Genomic DNA, 17,579 nt, shown 5'->3' with positions numbered 1-17,579 from the left:
GGGATACGACCATGGAATTGAACCAGAACTTTGCCGGCATCGACATCCGTGCCGAGATCGAGCGGCTCCGCAAGGAGAAGAATGCCGTCATTCTCGCGCATTATTACCAGAAGCCCGAGCTCCAGGATCTGGCGGATTTCGTCGGCGACAGCCTCGATCTCTCGCGCAAGGCGGCTGCGACCGATGCCGATGTCATCGCGTTCTGCGGCGTGCGGTTCATGGCCGAGACCGCCAAGATCCTGTCGCCCGACAAGATCGTCGTGCTGCCCGACATGGACGCCGGGTGCAGCCTGGAGGACAGCTGCCCACCCGAGCAGTTCGCCGCCTTCCGCGCAAAGCATCCCGATCACATCGCGCTGACCTACATCAACTGCTCGACCGAGGTGAAGGCGCTGTCCGACATCATCGTGACGTCGTCCTCGGCGGACACGATCCTCGCGCAGATCCCGCTCGACCAGAAAATCATCTTCGGCCCGGACCGCAACCTCGGCGGCTATCTCGCGCGGAAGACCGGTCGCGACATGCTGCTCTGGCCGGGTGTCTGCATCGTCCACGAGGCGTTCAGCGAAACCGAGCTGATGAAGCTGAAGGCGCAGCATCCCGGTGCGCCCGTCGTCGCGCATCCCGAATGCCCGCCGATCATCCTCGATCACGCGGATTATGTCGGATCGACACGCGGGATCCTCGATTACGCGCTTGCGATGCCGGGCGACACGCTGATCGTCGCGACCGAGCCGCACATCATCCACCAGATGGAAAAGGCTCTGCCGAACAAGCGCTTTATTGGAGCGCCGGGGGCGGACGGCAACTGCAACTGCAACATATGCCCGTACATGGCGCTCAACACGCTGGAGAAGCTGTACGTGGCACTGCGCGATCTGGCGCCGCGGATCGAGATCGAGGAGGGGCTTCGGCTACAGGCGAAGAAGAGCCTCGACCGTATGCTGTCGATGGCATCGAATACCGTTGGGAAGGGTGATCTCGGGCCTAAGTAAGGGCCCGCTTAATCGTCGCTCGGGCTGAGGGATCTCAGCCCGACACGTTCATATTACGACGCGTTCAGAGGGCAGGGACGTCTGCCGTGCTCAACTGGGCAAGCGCCTGATCGATATGGATGGCGGCGAGCGGAAGCTGGAGCGTGTCGGCCAGTACCAACGCCTCGTCCAGCAGCGCATGCAGGCGTGCGGTATCGGCCATCGTCGTGGTAGTCATCAGAATATCCTTGTCTCCGGGCAACCCACGAACCCCCGAGTGGTTCCAATGGCGCGAAATTAAATTCGTGCCCGAACGATTCGCGAAGTCGCTTTTACGCGCACCGATTTTTTGGCACCGCGCCCCGAGCATAGTTTGACGAACAATCCGGAGCATACAGGTGAAGACAGCATTGCCTGAGTCGTTCGATATCGACGCCTTCGTCGCGGCGATCCTTGCCGAGGATCTCGGCACGATCGGTGACATCACGTCCGCCGCCGTCATCCCCGCCGACGCACGGTTCACCGGCGTGATGGACAGCCGCGATCCGATCGTCGTTGCCGGTCTCGATCTCGCCGAAGCGTTCTTCCGCGCATTGGACCCGGACGTGCGGATCGAACGCCTTGTCCTCGACGGCCAGCAGGTGACGGCCGGCACCGAACTCATGCGGCTCGAAGGGGCAGGGCGCGCGATGCTGACGGCCGAGCGGTCCGCGCTCAACACCGTCCAGCACCTGTCGGGCATCGCGACGATGACGCGCGCGTATGTCGATGCCATCGCCGGGACCGGCGCGATCCTGCTCGACACGCGCAAGACGATCCCCGGACTCCGCGTGCTGGAGAAATACGCGACCCGGATGGGTGGCGCGCAGAACCACCGGATGGGGCTGTGGGATGCGGCGATGATCAAGGACAATCACGTCGCGGTCGCCGGTGGCGTCGCCGAGGCGGTCCGTCGTGCCAAGGTCGCGGGGATCGCGCAGATCATCGTCGAGGTCGACCGCATCGATCAGATCGAGCCCGCGCTCGCGGCGGGCGCGACGCACCTGCTGCTCGACAACATGCCGCCGGCGATGTTGCGCGAGGCTGTGGCGCTCGTCGCCGGCCGCGTCCCGACCGAAGCATCGGGCGGCGTCAACCTGGACACGATCCGCGCCATCGCAGAGAGCGGCGTGACCTATGTGTCGGTCGGCCGCTTGACGCAGTCGGCGCCCGCAGCAGATATAGGGTTGGACTTCGCGACCGCCGAATAGCTCCGCCAGATCCGGCGCGGGCCTTTGGCTGGCCAGGTCAGGGAGTAGGACCATGATCAGGCCGGTTGCCATCGTTCGCTACGAACGGCTCTATTGGGCGGCGTTCATCCTGGATTCGGTCGTTACCGCGATGACCTGGACGGAGCGCGAGGCGATCGTCACCGCCAATCCGATCCTCGCCAAGGCGACGTGGATATTGCCGACGTTCCAGGCCATCGGGATCGCGGTGACGGTGCTGCTCTGGTACTTCACCGCCCGCGCGCCCAGCGTTGTCGCGAAGTGGGTGGTCGTCATCCTTGCCGCCTTGTCCGCGTTCGCCGCGGTCCAGTCGCTGGGTGCGCTCGCCACCGGAGGCGTCACTCTCGGCACCGCATCGGTCCTCGCGCTGATCGCGAACGCGCTCTACGTCACGGCGGCCGTCCACCTTTTCCAGCCTGCCAGCAAAGCCTGGTTCGGGCAGGACTCCGACGACGATCTCGACACCGATACCGACCAGGGAAACCTAGCATGATCTCCAGACTGACCCTGGCCGCCGTCGCGGTGGTCCTGCCGAGTGTCGTGCAGGCGCAGGCCTATCAATGCTCGACCCCCGCGTCGGTCGAGCGTGTCCGCCCGGATTTGCCGTCGGCAAGCCAGCCGAAGCGCGACATCCCGATCGGCAGCTACACGCTCGCGATCACCTGGGCGCCGCAATATTGCCGTGAGAATGGCGACCGCACCGGCTCGACCTTTCAGTGCGGTTCGGGCAACCGGTTCGGCTTCACGCTGCACGGCCTCTGGCCCGACGGCGTTGGCAAGGAGTGGCCGCAATATTGCCGCGCCGCGGGCTTCGTTCCGCCGCCGGTCATCCGCGCGCACATATGCACCACGCCGTCCGCGCAATTGCTCCAGCACGAATGGGCCAAGCACGGCACCTGCATGCCCGGCTACCGTCCCGCCAAGTATTTCAACCAGTCCGCCGGGCTGTACGGCAAGCTTCGCTATCCCGACATGAACGCACTGTCGCGGACACCGTTGACCGCGGGCCGGTTCGCGGCGGCGATGGCGGGCGCGAACCCCGGACTGAAGCCAGACATGATGCGTGTCACCGCCACCAGGCAAGGCTGGCTCGACGAGGTCTGGATCTGCCTCGACCGCCGCTTCCGCTACCGCCGCTGCCCCGTCCACCAGGGCGGCCTGAACCCAAGCGCGCCGCTCCAGATCTGGCGCGGGAGCCGATAACGCGCGGGAGCCGGTAATAGGTAGGAAGTAGGTGCGGTACTAACGCAACACGACTCGCCACCCCAAATCCCGTTCGTGCCGAGTAGCGACCGAGTAGCTCCGGGAACGTCGGAGCTACCGCCGGTCCCGCACCCAAACCAGAACCGCCGCCAGCACGCCAACCCCGGTCCCGACCAGAAACCCCGGCGTCGCCTGCCCGATCGCAAAGCCGACCCCCGCGCCGCCCAGCATGCCCAGCGCGACGAGGAACCCACCCGCGGCGCTAGGGTCCTTGTGGGGGGGAAGGGGTTCGCGGAAAGTCGGATCGGTCATCGCCCTGTCCTGCCACGCGCCGCCGCCGGATGCCACCCACACGCCAAGCCCGGTCCCGCCCGCGGACGAAACGTGGCGAAAATACGGCGTTAGATACTGTTCCGCAACGACAAGCCCGGCTAGGAGCCGGACATGGTGTTCCGCGTCGGGCGAGCCGGGCCGGCCGCCGCCTTTTTCGTTCTGACGACAGCGGGTGCCGTACACTGTGCGGGCATACCCGCCGCGAACGCGCAAACCGCGCCTGTGCCCGCGCAAACTCCGACGAGCCCGACCGCCGACACCCCGATATCGCTCGACCCGAATTCGCCCCTTGCCCCGCTCCCCGATATCGGAGTCGGCTGGCCCGACCTCGCGGCCTCGCCGATGGACCCGGCGGCGACCGTCGCCGCGGTCGATGCGAATACCGAGAGCCGCTACGCCTGGCGGATCGACGGCATCGACGCGCTCGACACGACGCTACTCCGCCAACGATTCGCCGCACTCTCGACGCTCGACGCGAACGATCACCAGCCCGCGAACGCCGCGCAACTCGATCGCCGCGCCCGCGAAGACGCCGACCTGCTCAACAGCCTCCTCCGCGCGCAAGGCTATTACGACGCCAACGTCGTCACCCGCGTGGAGCCCGGCGTGAAACCGATGGTCGTGCTCTCGGCGACTCCTGGCACGCTCTATACGTTCAAGGGCGTGACGATCGACGGCATCGCCGCGGCGGGGGACAAGGCGCCGGAGCTGACGACTGCGTTCGGCGTGAAGCCAGAAGACCCGGTGAACTCGGATGCGATCGTCGCGGGGCAGGCGAACCTCACGACCAGGATCGGCCGCGAGGGCTTTCCGTTCGCCGTGGTGGGCGACCCGGCGATCGTCGTCGACCACGCCACCCGCACCGCGACGCTCGACCTGTCCGTACAACCCGGCGGTGCGCGCAAGTTCGGCCAGGTCGTCGCACTTCCCGGCAACCGCGTGTTCGGCGCAGACCATGTCGCGGAGATTGCGCGCTTTTCTCCCGGCGACGTCTACGACGCGGCAAAGCTCGACGACCTCCGCCGCGCACTGATCCAGACCAGCCTCGTGTCCTCCGTCGACCTCAAGCCCGTACAGGGCGCCGCGGCCGATACCGTCGACATCGCGGTAAAGCTCGACCGCGCACCGCCGCACACGATTGCCGGCGAACTCGGCTACGGCACCGGCGAGGGCGCCCGCTCGGAACTTAGCTGGACGCACCGCAACCTGTTCCCGCCCGAAGGTGCGCTGACGCTGCGCGGCGTGCTCGGTACGCAGGAACAGCTCGGCTCGGTCGTCTTCCGCCGCAACAATTTCAAGGCGCGCGACCGGGTGCTGACGCTCCAGGCGTCCGCCGCGCATACCAACCGCAACGCTTATGACGCGAAGACCTACTCGCTGGCCGGCACGCTGGAGCGCCAGACCAACATCTTCTTCCAGAAGACCTGGACCTGGTCGCTCGGCGCCGAGCTCGCCGCGTCGGACGAGCGCGACGTGATCCTCTCGACCGGTGATCCGCGCCGTCGCACCTTCTTCATCGGCGCCATCCCGACCAGCCTCAATTACGACGGCTCGGACGACCTGCTCAACCCGACCAAGGGCTTCCGCCTCGGCGGACGGCTCAGCCCCGAAGTCTCGTTGCAGGGCTCCGTGTTCGGCTATGCGCGCACCCAGTTCGACGGCAGCGTCTACCAACCGTTCGGTGATCGGGTGGTTCTCGCCGCACGCACCCGGCTCGGCACGATCGCCGGCGCACCGCGCGACCAGGTCGCGCCGTCACGACGCTTCTATGCAGGCGGCGGCGCATCGGTGCGTGGCTATGGCTACCAATCGATCGGCCCGCGCGATCCCAACAACGACCCGATCGGCGGGCGCAGCCTCACCGAATTCTCGATCGAGGCCCGCGTGCGCGCCTTCGGCAATTTCGGGGTCGTGCCGTTCCTCGACGCGGGCAACATCTACACGTCGCCGCTGCCGAAGTTCACCGGACTGCAATACGGCACGGGCATTGGCGTGCGCTATTATTCGAACTTCGGCCCGATCCGCCTCGACGTCGGCACGCCGATCAACCCGCAGCCCGGCGACAGCCGCATCGCCGTGTACGTCTCGCTGGGGCAGGCGTTTTGAGCGAAGATACGCCCGCCCCGAAGCGTAGCATCCGCTGGTGGCGCTGGATTGTCGGCGCGCTTGCCGGCCTGCTCGCGATCCTCGGCGCGGCGCTGCTGATCGTCGACACCGATATCGGCCACCGCTTCGTCGCCGACCGGATCGCCGCGATCAAGACCGCCAACGGCCTGCGCTTCACGGTCGGTCGGATCGACGGCTCGCTATACGGCGATACCCGCATCACCGATCTCCGCGTGTACGATCTCGAAGGGCTGGTCTTCCAGGCGCCTAACGTCACGCTCGACTGGTCGCCGTTCGACTGGTTCTCGAACCGGCTCGAGATCCGCCGGCTGATCGTCGATCGCGCGATCCTGACGCACACCCCGCGCACCCGGCCCTCGAAGACACGCGGCCCGATCCTGCCGGACTTCGACATCCACATCGGCAAGCTGTCGGTCGGTCGGCTGACATTGGCGAAGCGCGTACTTGGGACCGAGCGGATCGGGACCCTCGAAGGGCGCGCCGATATCCGGTCGGGCAGGGCGCTGGTCGACCTGAAGGCGCGCGTTGCCGGTAGCGACGATCTGAAGCTCCGGATCGACGCCGAGCCCGCGCGCGACCGCTTCGACATCGACGTCGCGGCAAAGGGGGCTGCAGGCGGCGTACTCGCACGCATGGTTCAGGCGAAGGGGCCGGTCGCGCTGGCGGTCACCGGCGACGGCAGCTGGGCGACGTGGAGCGGCCGCGCGAACGGCATGATCGGCACGACGCGCGTCGTCGATCTCGCGCTCGCGCAGGTTGCCGGCCGCTACACCCTGTCGGGCACGCTCGCGCCTTCGTCGCTGCTGAAGGGCCGCCTGCAAAAGCTGACCGCGCCGCGCATCCTGGTCAACGGCAGTGCCGGGTTCGCCAACCGTCGGTTGGAGGGGCAACTCTCGCTGCGCACGCCCGCGCTGGCGGTCGACACGACCGGCATCATCGATCTCGCTGCCAATGCCTATCGCGACGTGCATATCAAGGCGCGACTGCTGCGGCCGCCAGCTTTGTTCGACAACATGACCGGCAACATGGTCGAGCTTCGTGCAATCCTCGATGGCCCGTTCGCGACCGCGGCGTTCGACTACCGCCTCGACGCCAGCCGCTTCGCGTTCGACCAGACCGGGTTCGAGAACGCCCACGCGTCCGGCAAGGGCCGCCTGTCCGCCGCGCCCGTTACCGTGCCGATCCGCTTCACCGCCGCGCGCGTCACCGGCGTTGGCACCGTCGCCGGCGGCATCCTGCGCAATCTGTCGGTCGACGGCCTGCTCCGTGTCACCCCGACGCTGCTCACCGGCGACGCGCTCAAGCTCCGCTCGGACAAGCTCACCGGCAGCATCAATCTGGCGGTCGACCTCCGCAACGGCCAGTTCGAAGTCGGCATCAACGGCGGCCTCGGCCGTTACCTCATTCCCGGCCTCGGCATCGTCGACGTGAAGTCCACGCTGCGAGTGGTCCCCGGCCCGAACCGCCACGGCACGCGTGTGATCGGCCAGGGCAGCGCCCAGATGGTGCGGCTAGACAACGCCTTTTTCCGCAGCCTCGCGGGCGGGTTGCCGCGCATCACCACCAACCTCGAACGCACTACCGACGGCGTGCTGCACTTCACCAACCTCGTGCTGACCGCGCCGCAGATCCGGCTTACCGGGAACGGCTATCGCCGGCGCGACGGCACCTTCCACTTCGAGGGCGGCGGGCGCCAGCAGACCTATGGTCCGGTCACGCTGAACCTCGACGGTCAAATCGAGAAGCCGACGCTCGACCTCGTCTTCGCCAGCCCCAATGCGACGCTCGGCCTGTCGAACGTCCGCGCGCATCTCGACCCGACGCCACAGGGGTTCGCGTTTACCGCGGCGGGTGGATCGCGGCTGGGGCCGTTCACCAGCAACGGCGCGATCCTGTTGCCGCCGGGCAGGGATGCGACGCTCGCCATCGCCGCGCTGAACGTCGCAGGCACCAAGGCGACCGGCAACATCGCAGTCGTCGATGGCGGTTTCGCCGGCGCACTTGCAGTCGCGGGCGGCGGTATTTCGGGCGAACTCCTGTTCCGCCCGGTCGGCCAGATCCAGCGCATCGAAGGGCATCTTGCCGCCAGGGCCGCGACGCTCGACACCGTGGCGCTGCGTCAGGGCAAGCTCGATTTCGTCACGTTGCTCGATCCCGCTGGCACCTCGATCGAGGCGACCGCAACCGGCCTCGGCCTGCGTCGCGGCGCACTCAGCCTCGCCCGGTTCAACGGTTCCGCGTCGCTTCGCGGTGGCGTTGGCACGATCAAGGCGTCGATCGCCGGCTCTCGCGGTCGCGCGTTCGACATTCAGACCGTCACCCAGGTCACTGCCGACAGCTACGCCATCTCCGCCCAAGGCACGCTCGACAGGCGACCGCTCAAACTTCTCACGCCCGCGGTCCTGACCCAGGCTGAAGACGGCTGGCACCTCGCGCCGACCAAGCTCAGCTTCGGCGGCGGCGAAGCGCAGGTCGGCGGTCGCTTCACCGCCGCCAGCACTGCGATCGACGCGAGCCTGACACGCATGCCGCTCGCCCTGCTCGACATCGCCTATCCCGGCCTTGGCCTCAGCGGCAGTGCGTCGGGCAGCTTCACGATCGCGACCGCGAATGGTGCCGCGCCTACCGGGAAGGCGAACGTCACGATCCGCGGCCTTAGCCGCGCCGGCCTCGTCCTCTCGTCACGCCCGATCGACGTCGGCGTGGCGGCGGTGCTGTCCCCCGATAAACTCGGCCTGCGCGCGGTCATCGCCTCGGCCGGCAGGACGATCGGGCGCGCCCAGGCACAACTCGCGCCGCTGGGGCAGGGGGACTTGGCGTCCCGCATCAGCAACGCCCGCCTGTTCGGGCAACTCCGCTACAGCGGCCCCGCGGACACGCTCTGGCGCCTTACCGGGGTCGAGCTGTTCGACCTGTCCGGCCCCGTCGCGATCGGCGCGGACGTCGTCGGCACGCTCGCCAACCCGACCTTGCGCGGCGTCGTCCAGGCGAACGGCGCGCGGATCGAAAGCGCGACCACCGGCACCGTCCTCACCAACGTCCAGGCGACCGCGCGTTTCGGCGGTTCGCGACTCGTGATCGACCGGTTCGGCGCCGACGCGGGCAAGGGCGGGCGCGTCACCGGCACCGGCCAGTTCGAATTCGCCGCCGCCGCCGGCATCGGCCTCGACCTCAATCTACAGGCCGACAAGGCGGTGATGATCGCCCGCGACGACATCGGCGCCACCGTCACCGGCCCGCTCACGTTCAAGTCGAACGGCTCGGGCGGGACGATCGCCGGCGACGTGGTTCTGGACAAGAGCCGCTACCGTCTCGGCCAGGCGACCGCCGCCAGCGCGGTGCCGCAGCTCAACATCCGCGAGATCAACCTGCCCGACGGCGGCGAGGAAGTCGCGACACCGACCAAGCCCTGGACGCTCGCGATCAAGGCCCGCGCGCCGAACCAGGTCATGGTCAGCGGCCTCGGCCTCACCAGCGAATGGTCAGCCAACCTCCAGATCGCCGGCCAGCCCGCAAACCCGGCGATCACCGGCCGCGCGACGCTGATCCGCGGCGATTACGAGTTCGCCGGCCGCCAGTTCGAACTGGCGCGGGGCGTGATCCGATTCGACGGCGGGGTGCCCGCTAACCCGGCGCTGGATATCGAGGCGAACGCCGATTCGACGGGGCTCAGCGCGTCGATCCGCGTCACCGGCTACGCGCTGAAACCCGAGATCGGCTTCACCAGCACGCCCGCGCTGCCCGAGGACGAGCTGCTCTCGCGGCTATTGTTCGGCACCTCGATCACCAATCTGTCCGCGCCCGAAGCCCTTCAACTGGCGGCGGCGGTGGCGGCGCTACAGGGCGGCGGCAGCGGGCTCAACCCGATCAACGCGGTGCGTCGCGCCGCCGGGCTCGACCGCCTCCGCATCCTCCCCGCCGATCCGCAGACCGGGCAGGGCACCTCGATCGCGGCGGGCAAATACGTCACGCGTCGCCTGTATGCGGAGATCGTGACCGACGGTCAGGGCTATTCCGCGACGCAGGTCGAGTTCCAGGTCACCCGCTGGCTGTCGCTGCTATCGAGCATCTCGACGCTCGGCCGCCAGAGCGCCAACGTCCGCGTGTCGAAGGATTATTGACGGATGATCGCGCGCGCCGGTTTCGCTAGGAAGTATGCATGAAGCCCGTCATCTTCGGCCTGTCCGGCCCCGTCCTCACCCCCGCCGAACGCGCGTTCTTCGCCGAATGCGAACCTGCCGGCTACATCCTGTTCAAGCGCAACATCGTGGACCGCGCTCAGGTCCGAGCCCTGACGGACTCGCTTCGCGAACTCGCCGGACGCGATAACCTCGCGATCCTGATCGACCAGGAAGGCGGTCGCGTCGCCCGGATGGGCCCACCGGAATGGCCGGCATTCCCGGCAGGCCCGGTATTCGATGCAGCGTACGAACGCGCACCGATGACCGCGATCCAGGCCGCGCGCGCCAACGCGCAGGCGCTCGGCGTGATGCTCAGCGAGGTCGGTATCACCGTCGACTGCCTCCCGCTGCTCGACGTGTCGCAGCCCGACACCACGGAAGCGGTGGCGTGCCGCACGTTTGGCTCCGACCCGATGCGCGTCGCAGCGCTCGGCAGGGCGACGCTGGAAGGACTAGCCGAGGGCGGCGTGGTCGGCGTGGTAAAGCACATGCCCGGCCACGGCCGAGCGCGCGTGGACACCCACCATCACCTCCCGACCGTCACCGCGACCGACGCAGAACTCGAGATCGACCTCGAACCCTTCCGCACGCTCAACCAGGCGCCGATGGGCATGACCTCGCACATCGTCTTCGAAGCCTGGGACACCGACCGCCCCGCGACGCTCTCCCCGATCGTGATCGACCAGATCATCCGTCAGCGCATCGGCTTCGACGGCCTCCTGATGACCGACGATATCGACATGAAGGCCCTATCCGGCACCGCCGGCGACAAGGCGGCCGGCGCGATTGCCGCAGGCTGCGACCTCGTACTCGACTGCTGGGCCCGCATGGACGAGATGGTCGAAATCGCCGGCCGCCTGGGCGAAATCTCGGAAGCGTCGCGCACGAGACTCGATCGGGCGATGGCCTCGGTCGGAGCCGCCAAGGGCGACTGCGCGGAACTGATCGCAACGCGCGACGCGCTACTCGCCAGCGCCTAACTTACGCTCGTCACCCCGCAACGTCAGCACCTCGACGCCGTCCTCCGTCACCGCCACCGTATGCTCGAACTGCGCCGAGAGCTTTCCGTCGTCGGTGACCACCGTCCAGCCGTCGTCCTCGGTCGACACTTTCCGCGTTCCCTGGTTGATCATCGGCTCGATCGTGAAGACCATCCCCTCGCGCAACGTCATGCCGGTCCCGGCGCGCCCGAAATTGAGCACCTGCGGTTCCTCGTGCATCTCGCGGCCGATGCCGTGGCCGCAATAATCGCGCACCACCGCATAGCCGTTCTTCTTCGCATGCCGCTCGATCGCAAAGCCGATGTCGCCGAGATGCGCACCCGGCCGCACCTGCCGGATGCCCTGCCACATCGCCTCCTGCGCCGACCCGCACCAGCCGCTTCGCAGCAGGTGGCGCGGTGCCGACCAGATACGTCTTGCTCGAATCGGCGATGAACCCGTTCTTCTCTAGCGTGATGTCGAGATTGACGATGTCGCCGTCGCGGATGACGTCGCTCGCGCTGGGCACGCCGTGGCAGACGACATGGTTGATCGAGCTGTTCAGGACGAACTCGAAGCCATATTGCCCCTTGCTCGCGGGCCGGGCGCGGAGGTCGTCGGTGATATAACGATCGACCAAGTCGTTGACCTGCAACGTCGACAGCCCCGCCAGATTCTGCCCGTCGAGCATCTCGAACACCGAAGCCAGCAACGCGCCCGACACGCGCATCAGCGCCAGTTCCGCCGCCGTCTTGACCATCTCAGGCAACTTTGTCGCCAACGCGGACCGAGGCGGCGGCGAGTTGCGCGGTGACGATATCGTTGAACGACAGCGTCGGATTGGCCTCGGCGAGCATCCCGATCTTCATCCAGAACTCGGCCTGCGCATTGATCGACCGGCACAGCACTTGGCTAGCCCGCCGAGCATCCTCGTGCAGCGCGTCATCGATCTTCACGATACCCATCCAAACCTCACTACCATCCAGACTATACGAAACGTTTATGCTTCGTATGGTGGAGCGTCAACGTGAAGGCTGGATGCCCGCCGATGCGCGCTGTAGCGTCCGGCGATGGACGATGCGCAACTGACCCTGGATCTCGACGGATGGGAGGGACCGCTCGATCTGCTGCTGTCGCTCGCGCGCGGGCAGAAGGTCGATCTGCGGAAAATCTCGATCCTGGCGCTGGTCGAGCAGTATCTCGCCTATGTCGACTCCGCGCGGGCGCTGAAACTTGAACTGGCCGCGGACTATCTCGTGATGGCGGCGTGGCTTGCCTATCTGAAGTCCGCACTGCTGTTGCCGCGTGATCCGCTCGCCGAGCCAGACCCCGAAGAACTCGCGCTCCGGCTGCAACTCCGGCTCGAGCGCTTAAGTGCTATGCGCGAGGCCGGCGCCCGGCTGATGGCGCGCGATCGGACCGGGCGCGACGTGTTCCTGCGCGGCGCGCCCGAGGGGCTGCGGACGGTGCGCAAGGCCGCATGGCAGGCTGAGATCTTCGACCTGATCGCCGCCTATGGCCGCATTTCCGCGCGGACCCGACCGGTGATGCACGTCGTCGTCGACCGCGAGGTGATGACGCTGGAGGCGGCACTGGAACGCGTGTCGATGCTGGTCGGCGAGCGGATCGACTGGAGCGTGATCGAAAGCTTCCTCCCCGAGGCGGGAGAGCGCCTACGCCGATCCGCGCTCGCGTCCAGCTTCGTCGCCGCACTCGAACTCGCGCGACAGGGCAAGATCGAACTGCGCCAGGCCTCGCCGTTCGCACCGCTCTATCTCAGAGCCCGCGCGTGACCCCGCCCGACGATATCACCCGCGCCGTCGAGGCGGTGCTGTTCGCCGCCGAAGTGCCGCTGACGATCGAGGTGATTCGCGCGCATGTCGGCACCGGCGACGTCCGCGCCGCGCTCGACCGACTGACCGCCGACTATGCCGGCCGCGGTATCCACATCGTAAGGCGCGGCGACCGCTGGCAGTTCCAGACCGCACCCGACATGGCGCACATGCTCCGCCGCGACCGCGAAGAACCACGCCGTCTCAGCCGCGCCGGCATCGAGACGCTGGCGATCATCGCGTACCATGAGCCCGTGACCCGCGCGGAAATCGAGGCGATTCGCGGTGTACAGATCTCGAAGGGGACGCTCGATGTGTTGATGGAGGCCGGCTGGGTGAAGCCGGCCGGACGGCGCGAGGTGCCGGGGCGGCCGCTGATGTTCGCGACGACCCCTGCATTCCTCGTCCATTTCGGGCTCCAGAGCCGCCGCGACCTCCCCGGTATCGACGATCTGCGCGCCGCAGGGCTGCTCGATCCGGTCGATCTCGCCTTCGATCGCCTCGATGATGGTGCCGAGGATGGCGAGATGGCTGGCAAAGAGCCGAGATGACGCTTAGATAGGGTCAAGTTTCCAGGAGAATTGCCATGGGCGGTTTTAGCCCGATTCACTTGCTCGTTCTCGCGGTCGTCGCGATCCTCCTTCTCGGCGGCGGCCGATTCTCCAGCCTGATGGGCGACGTCGCCAAGGGCGTGAAGAACTTCAAGAAGGGCATGTCGGAGAACGACGACGAGACGCCCGCCAAGCCATCGGCGCGTATCGAAGCGCAGAAGACCGCCGATCCCGCGTTCGATCGCGACGGCAACCGCGTCCGCGACGACCGTCCTGCTTGAAGCCGTTGTGCTTGAAGCTGGTAGACTTGACGACCCTAGATAGGCGCGGCTGAATGTTCGATATCGCGCCCTCCGAGTTTCTGCTCGTGGCTTTCGTCGCGCTCGTCGTGATCGGTCCCAAGGACCTGCCCAAGGCGATGCGCGTGGTCGGCTATTGGGTCGGCAAGGCACGCGGCGTCGCCCGGCAGTTCCGCTCGGGTTTCGATTCGATGGTCCGCGAGGCCGAACTCGAAGAGATGGAAAAGCGCTGGGCGTCGGAGAACGAACGCATCATGCGCGAGCATCCTCAGACGGGGACGGACGCGACGGCCGATACCGCGCAGGTGGTACATTCGCCCGAGACCGAAGAGTATCGGCGTGATTATCGGTCCACCGACCAAGCGGACGATCATACGAGCGAGCCGGTGATGGTCGAGAAACCGGTCGTAGCGGCCGCTTCGGTTCACGCTTCTCCGGCGTTGCCCGAGCCGGATCACAAACCGCAGGATCACAGACCGATAGCGGATCGTGGCCCGGACCTGTTCGATGGTCCGCTGGACACCCCGACCCCGACCCATTCCGACGACAAGACCGGTAAGTCCGACGTAGCGCCATCATGAACAAGCCGGGCATGAGCGCAACGGCCGTGATCGCCTCCAAAGCCGAAAGCCAGACATGAGCGAGATCGACGAAAGCCGGGCGCCGCTGCTCGACCATTTGATCGAGCTGCGGCGGCGGTTGCTCTACTGTATCGCCGCGTTGATCGTGACGTTCGCCGTCGCCATGTATTTCGCCGAGGATATTTTCGGCTTCCTCGTTCACCCGCTGCTCGCGGCCGGTCAGAACAAGGTCATCTATACCGAGATTTTCGAGGCGTTTTTCGTCCAGATCAAGGTGGCGTTCTTCGCGGCGATGATGTTGTCGTTCCCGGTGATCGCAAACCAGGTGTGGCAGTTCGTCGCGCCCGGTCTGTACAAGAAGGAACGCGGCGCGCTGCTGCCCTTCATCCTCGCGACGCCGGTCCTGTTCCTGACCGGCGCGGCGATGGCCTATTACATTGCAATCCCGATGGCGTTGCACTTCCTGCTCGGCTTCGACGGCATGGTCGGCGGCATCCACCGCGAGGCGCTGCCGGCGATCGGCAATTATCTGTCGTTCACGATGCAGTTCCTGTTCGGCTTCGGAATTTCGTTCCTGCTGCCGGTCCTGCTCATGCTACTGGAGCGCGCAGGGATCGTGACGCGCAAACAGCTCATCAGCGCGCGGCGCTACGCGATCGTCGCGGCGTTCGCGATCGCCGCGGTACTGACCCCGCCGGACATCGGCTCGCAGCTGTTGCTCGCGATCCCGCTGGTCATCCTGTACGAACTCGCGCTGATCGGCATCTGGTTCACCGAGCGCAGCCGGGCGAAAGCCAAGGCGCTCGAAGGCGACGCAACCGACATCGTCGAGAGCTGAGCAGGGCGAAGCCCGATACGAATACGGATGGCCGATACGAAAACGGGGCCTGGTGCATCTGCACAGGGCCCCGTTTCTTTACCATAAGCGCAAAAGGCTTACTTGGCGCCGTCTGCGGTCTTAGCGACGGTCTTGCCCGCCGAGCTCACGTCCTTGCCCGCGCCTTCGATCGTGTTGCATGCCGAAACCATGAGCGCGCCTGCGACGACTGCCAATCCGACCAACTTACGCATGATACTTCCTCCTAGAAGGGCTTGAATGCCACCGTGGAGGAATGTTCGGGAACCGCATTCGTTCCGTCTGCGGAACCAAGTCACGCAGCGATACCGATTAAATGAATGGAGGCCCGGCAACTTCACCAAGGGGGGGAGGGTGAAGCTACCGGGCCTGTGTTCTGGATAGCGAGAGCGGGGGGGCATAAAGTCGCTATCCGAAGTGTAGAACGGCAACGGCGATAGTCGGTTCCCGCTTTTTTTATCTATGGCGAATTAAAAGCGTCGGTTGCCGGCATTCGGCCGAATTGCTGGACTATTCAGCGCTTCAGTCTCGCCCGGTGATCGCAAAAGCGATTTCATACGCCCCTACCAACGGGTCGTGGTGCAGTGGCGACCGCAACTGGCGCGACAGGCCTTCCATGACGCGACCGTACCGCGACAGCGCTTCTCTGAACGCATCGCTCTCGACCAGCGCACGCGAAACGACGCGGAGCACCGCGCGGTCGGGTTTATCGGCTACCTTGTCGGCAGGCTTCACGACGATCCGGATCTGCGCGGCGGGATCGCAACTGATCGCCAACTCGATCGTCTCGGTCGCCAGGAACGCCAGCGCGACCGCGACATCCTGGTTCACCAGATAAGGATCGACGTCGAGAGTGATCCCCAGGCCGTGCGATCGGTCGGACGTGGTGGCGCGGATATTGGCCGAGAGCTCACCGATCATGGTCCGCAAGTTCAGCCCGCGGTTTTCCTCCAGCTCGGCGAAATGGTTGCGATGGACCACAGCCAGAGCATCCACGCGCCGCTGGATCGATGCATAGGCCGCCGTCGCGTCGGCGCTCGGCGCACTGCGCGCGTGGAAGTTGATCAGGCTGGATATCACCTGCAGGTTGTTCTTTACCCGGTGATGCACCTCACGGGTCAGCTTGGTCTGTCGGACCAGCCCCTCCGCGAGTCCCGCTTCGTGCAGCGCGACCGTGCGGCTGATCGACTGGAACGTCTCGCCGAGCTCACGGATTTCCTGTGCCGGCAAGGTATGGACTGTGCCGAAGTCGAGTTCCTCGCCAGGTGTGAACGCGGCCACGGCGGCGCGCAGACGCCGCAGCGGACGAATGAGCAACCGATCGACGACGAACCACGCGATGCTCGCGGCGGCTATCCACATCAGTAGGGGAAGGAGCATCGCGACAATCAGCGACGACGTTACCGGTGCGCTGCGAATGCTCGTCCGCAAGGCCAGCCCCGCGACGCCGAGTTCGGTCCGCATCGTTTCCATGCGGTCGAGCGGCCGCTCGTCTGGGATCGTCTCCAGGTGCAGCGCATCCTCATCGAGGACGATGGCGCTGTTGAAGGCCGACGCGCGTGTCGAAGGCCGCCCGATCTTTTCCAGGAACGCCCGCGGGAAATAGGCGCGGGCGGACGTATCGCCGCCGGGACCGGATATCGCCAGGATCAGCCCGTTGTCGGGAACGATAGCTGCCGCGACCGGCATGTCCTCGCGGCGGATGGTGACGGGGTTCGGCAGGGGGACGCCGCACAGCACGCGACCGGCACGATCGGTGATGATGAACCGCGTGCCTGCGGACGATTGTTGCGCGAACACACCCTGTGCTCGTGCGCAACTCGGCGAATCGGCGGGGTCCGTGCCCAGCGCGTTCACCGCGACACGCAAGGCGGTCATGTCGCCGACCAGTTCGATGGCGATCGCCCGCGCGCTCTCGTCGGCGGTGACGCGCAACCGTGCGCGTGCTTCCGCGTCGGCCAGCCGCGTGGTCTGCAATGTCGCGAAAACGGCGATCAACGCGAGCGGCAGGAGCGCGGCGCTGATGATCAGGAAAAGCTTTGCCCCGGTCGGCCACCGTCCGATTGCCGCCGACACGCGGCCCTGGCTCGTGGGTCCAGGCTCCGAAGATTTTATGTCGGCAGTGGAAGCGGGGGTAAGGGGCGTGGGCGCGGGGCCCACCATCAGTCCAATTTGCCGAGAAGGTCGAGCAAATCGTCCGGGATCGTTTCATCAACGGTCTTCTGATAGACCGAGCGCAGTGCCGAACCCATTTGTTGGTCTTTATCAAGGACCTTGGCGGGCTTCGTGGCAGGCACTGTCTTCTCCGTGTCGTGGCCCAAACTCAAAACTTCCCCCTGCACGACGCAAACCAATCATGTGATGGCGAGCACAACTGTACCCTCAGGCACCGGA

General features: G+C 66.4%; 18 protein-coding genes and 1 pseudogene. 12 read left to right on the top strand and 7 right to left on the bottom strand.

The window, feature by feature from the left end:
• The first annotated feature begins 11 nt into the window (after positions 1–11).
• Positions 12–995, top strand: a complete 984-nt coding sequence (nadA, locus tag QFZ54_RS08605) for a quinolinate synthase NadA (protein ID WP_307086324.1) — start codon at positions 12–14, stop codon at positions 993–995.
• Positions 996–1,059: 64 nt separating this feature from the next.
• Here the strand turns inward: nadA and QFZ54_RS08600 are convergent, their stop codons facing one another.
• Positions 1,060–1,212: a hypothetical protein gene (locus QFZ54_RS08600; RefSeq protein WP_307086322.1), complete on the bottom strand. Its 153-nt coding sequence runs from the start codon at positions 1,210–1,212 to the stop codon at positions 1,060–1,062.
• A gap of 160 nt (positions 1,213–1,372) precedes the next feature.
• Between QFZ54_RS08600 and nadC the strand changes: the two genes are divergently transcribed.
• The 3 genes from nadC to QFZ54_RS08585 are packed head-to-tail and all read left to right on the top strand — an operon-like array spanning position 1,373 to position 3,445.
• Positions 1,373–2,224 carry a carboxylating nicotinate-nucleotide diphosphorylase gene (gene nadC / locus QFZ54_RS08595; protein ID WP_307086320.1) on the top strand — a complete coding sequence of 284 codons (852 nt, stop codon included), beginning with the start codon at positions 1,373–1,375 and terminating at the stop codon, positions 2,222–2,224.
• A gap of 52 nt (positions 2,225–2,276) precedes the next feature.
• Positions 2,277–2,735 carry a hypothetical protein gene (locus QFZ54_RS08590; protein ID WP_307086318.1) on the top strand — a complete coding sequence of 153 codons (459 nt, stop codon included), beginning with the start codon at positions 2,277–2,279 and terminating at the stop codon, positions 2,733–2,735.
• Positions 2,732–3,445 carry a ribonuclease T2 family protein gene (locus tag QFZ54_RS08585; protein WP_307086317.1) on the top strand — a complete coding sequence of 238 codons (714 nt, stop codon included), beginning with the start codon at positions 2,732–2,734 and terminating at the stop codon, positions 3,443–3,445. The genes QFZ54_RS08590 and QFZ54_RS08585 overlap by 4 nt, the downstream gene beginning before the upstream one ends.
• 114 nt (positions 3,446–3,559) lie before the next feature.
• Here QFZ54_RS08585 and QFZ54_RS08580 read toward each other — a convergent pair whose 3' ends face one another.
• Positions 3,560–3,757, bottom strand: coding sequence for a hypothetical protein (locus QFZ54_RS08580; RefSeq protein WP_307086315.1), 198 nt, complete (start codon positions 3,755–3,757; stop codon positions 3,560–3,562).
• A gap of 132 nt (positions 3,758–3,889) precedes the next feature.
• Here QFZ54_RS08580 and QFZ54_RS08575 point away from each other — a divergent pair, with 132 nt between their 5' ends.
• From QFZ54_RS08575 to QFZ54_RS08565, 3 genes are read left to right on the top strand one after another with little or no spacing between them, the layout of a single operon-like run.
• Positions 3,890–5,884 carry an autotransporter assembly complex protein TamA gene (locus QFZ54_RS08575; RefSeq protein WP_307086313.1) on the top strand — a complete coding sequence of 665 codons (1,995 nt, stop codon included), beginning with the start codon at positions 3,890–3,892 and terminating at the stop codon, positions 5,882–5,884.
• On the top strand, positions 5,881–10,026 hold the full coding sequence (locus QFZ54_RS08570) for a translocation/assembly module TamB domain-containing protein (protein WP_307086311.1): 4,146 nt from the start codon (positions 5,881–5,883) through the stop codon (positions 10,024–10,026). Before QFZ54_RS08575 ends, QFZ54_RS08570 begins: the two co-directional genes overlap by 4 nt.
• A gap of 38 nt (positions 10,027–10,064) precedes the next feature.
• Entirely contained in the window at positions 10,065–11,066 is a 1,002-nt protein-coding gene (locus QFZ54_RS08565; RefSeq protein WP_307086309.1) for a glycoside hydrolase family 3 N-terminal domain-containing protein, read from the top strand.
• On the opposite strand, the pseudogene map reads toward QFZ54_RS08565, so the two are convergent.
• Together map and QFZ54_RS08555 are read right to left on the bottom strand one after the other, a co-directional pair.
• Positions 11,049–11,826, bottom strand: a pseudogene (map, locus tag QFZ54_RS08560) (type I methionyl aminopeptidase). The gene QFZ54_RS08565 and the pseudogene map sit on opposite strands and share 18 nt — an antisense overlap.
• A 1-nt stretch (position 11,827) precedes the next feature.
• A complete protein-coding gene (locus QFZ54_RS08555) occupies positions 11,828–12,031 on the bottom strand; it encodes a ParD-like family protein (protein ID WP_307086308.1) in 204 nt (67 codons plus the stop codon).
• A 105-nt stretch (positions 12,032–12,136) separates the two neighbouring features.
• Here QFZ54_RS08555 and QFZ54_RS08550 point away from each other — a divergent pair, with 105 nt between their 5' ends.
• From QFZ54_RS08550 to tatC, 5 genes are read left to right on the top strand one after another with little or no spacing between them, the layout of a single operon-like run.
• On the top strand, positions 12,137–12,859 hold the full coding sequence (locus QFZ54_RS08550) for a segregation and condensation protein A (protein ID WP_307086306.1): 723 nt from the start codon (positions 12,137–12,139) through the stop codon (positions 12,857–12,859).
• Complete coding sequence (gene scpB / locus QFZ54_RS08545; protein ID WP_307086305.1) at positions 12,856–13,449, top strand: SMC-Scp complex subunit ScpB; 594 nt, start codon at positions 12,856–12,858, stop codon at positions 13,447–13,449. Before QFZ54_RS08550 ends, scpB begins: the two co-directional genes overlap by 4 nt.
• A 35-nt stretch (positions 13,450–13,484) precedes the next feature.
• The gene (locus tag QFZ54_RS08540; protein WP_056057475.1) at positions 13,485–13,730 is read left to right on the top strand and encodes a Sec-independent protein translocase subunit TatA; all 246 of its coding nucleotides are present in this window, start codon (positions 13,485–13,487) and stop codon (positions 13,728–13,730) included.
• 53 nt (positions 13,731–13,783) lie between these two features.
• Entirely contained in the window at positions 13,784–14,329 is a 546-nt protein-coding gene (gene tatB, locus QFZ54_RS08535) for a Sec-independent protein translocase protein TatB (protein ID WP_307086300.1), read from the top strand.
• Between the two features lie 55 nt (positions 14,330–14,384).
• On the top strand, positions 14,385–15,167 hold the full coding sequence (gene tatC, locus QFZ54_RS08530; protein WP_307086298.1) for a twin-arginine translocase subunit TatC: 783 nt from the start codon (positions 14,385–14,387) through the stop codon (positions 15,165–15,167).
• A gap of 98 nt (positions 15,168–15,265) precedes the next feature.
• Here tatC and QFZ54_RS08525 read toward each other — a convergent pair whose 3' ends face one another.
• The 3 genes from QFZ54_RS08525 to QFZ54_RS08515 all read right to left on the bottom strand — a co-directional run bounded on the left by QFZ54_RS08525 (position 15,266) and on the right by QFZ54_RS08515 (position 17,482).
• A complete protein-coding gene (locus QFZ54_RS08525; protein WP_307086296.1) occupies positions 15,266–15,400 on the bottom strand; it encodes an entericidin A/B family lipoprotein in 135 nt (44 codons plus the stop codon).
• A gap of 307 nt (positions 15,401–15,707) precedes the next feature.
• Complete coding sequence (locus QFZ54_RS08520) at positions 15,708–17,348, bottom strand: sensor histidine kinase (RefSeq protein WP_373458478.1); 1,641 nt, start codon at positions 17,346–17,348, stop codon at positions 15,708–15,710.
• A complete protein-coding gene (locus QFZ54_RS08515; protein WP_307086292.1) occupies positions 17,348–17,482 on the bottom strand; it encodes a NepR family anti-sigma factor in 135 nt (44 codons plus the stop codon). The genes QFZ54_RS08520 and QFZ54_RS08515 overlap by 1 nt, the downstream gene beginning before the upstream one ends.
• Between the last annotated feature and the right edge of the window lie 97 nt (positions 17,483–17,579).

This window comes from Sphingomonas faeni, from assembly GCF_030817315.1.
Lineage (GTDB): Bacteria > Pseudomonadota > Alphaproteobacteria > Sphingomonadales > Sphingomonadaceae > Sphingomonas > Sphingomonas faeni_C.
This window is presented reverse-complemented; position numbering and strand designations above follow the sequence as displayed.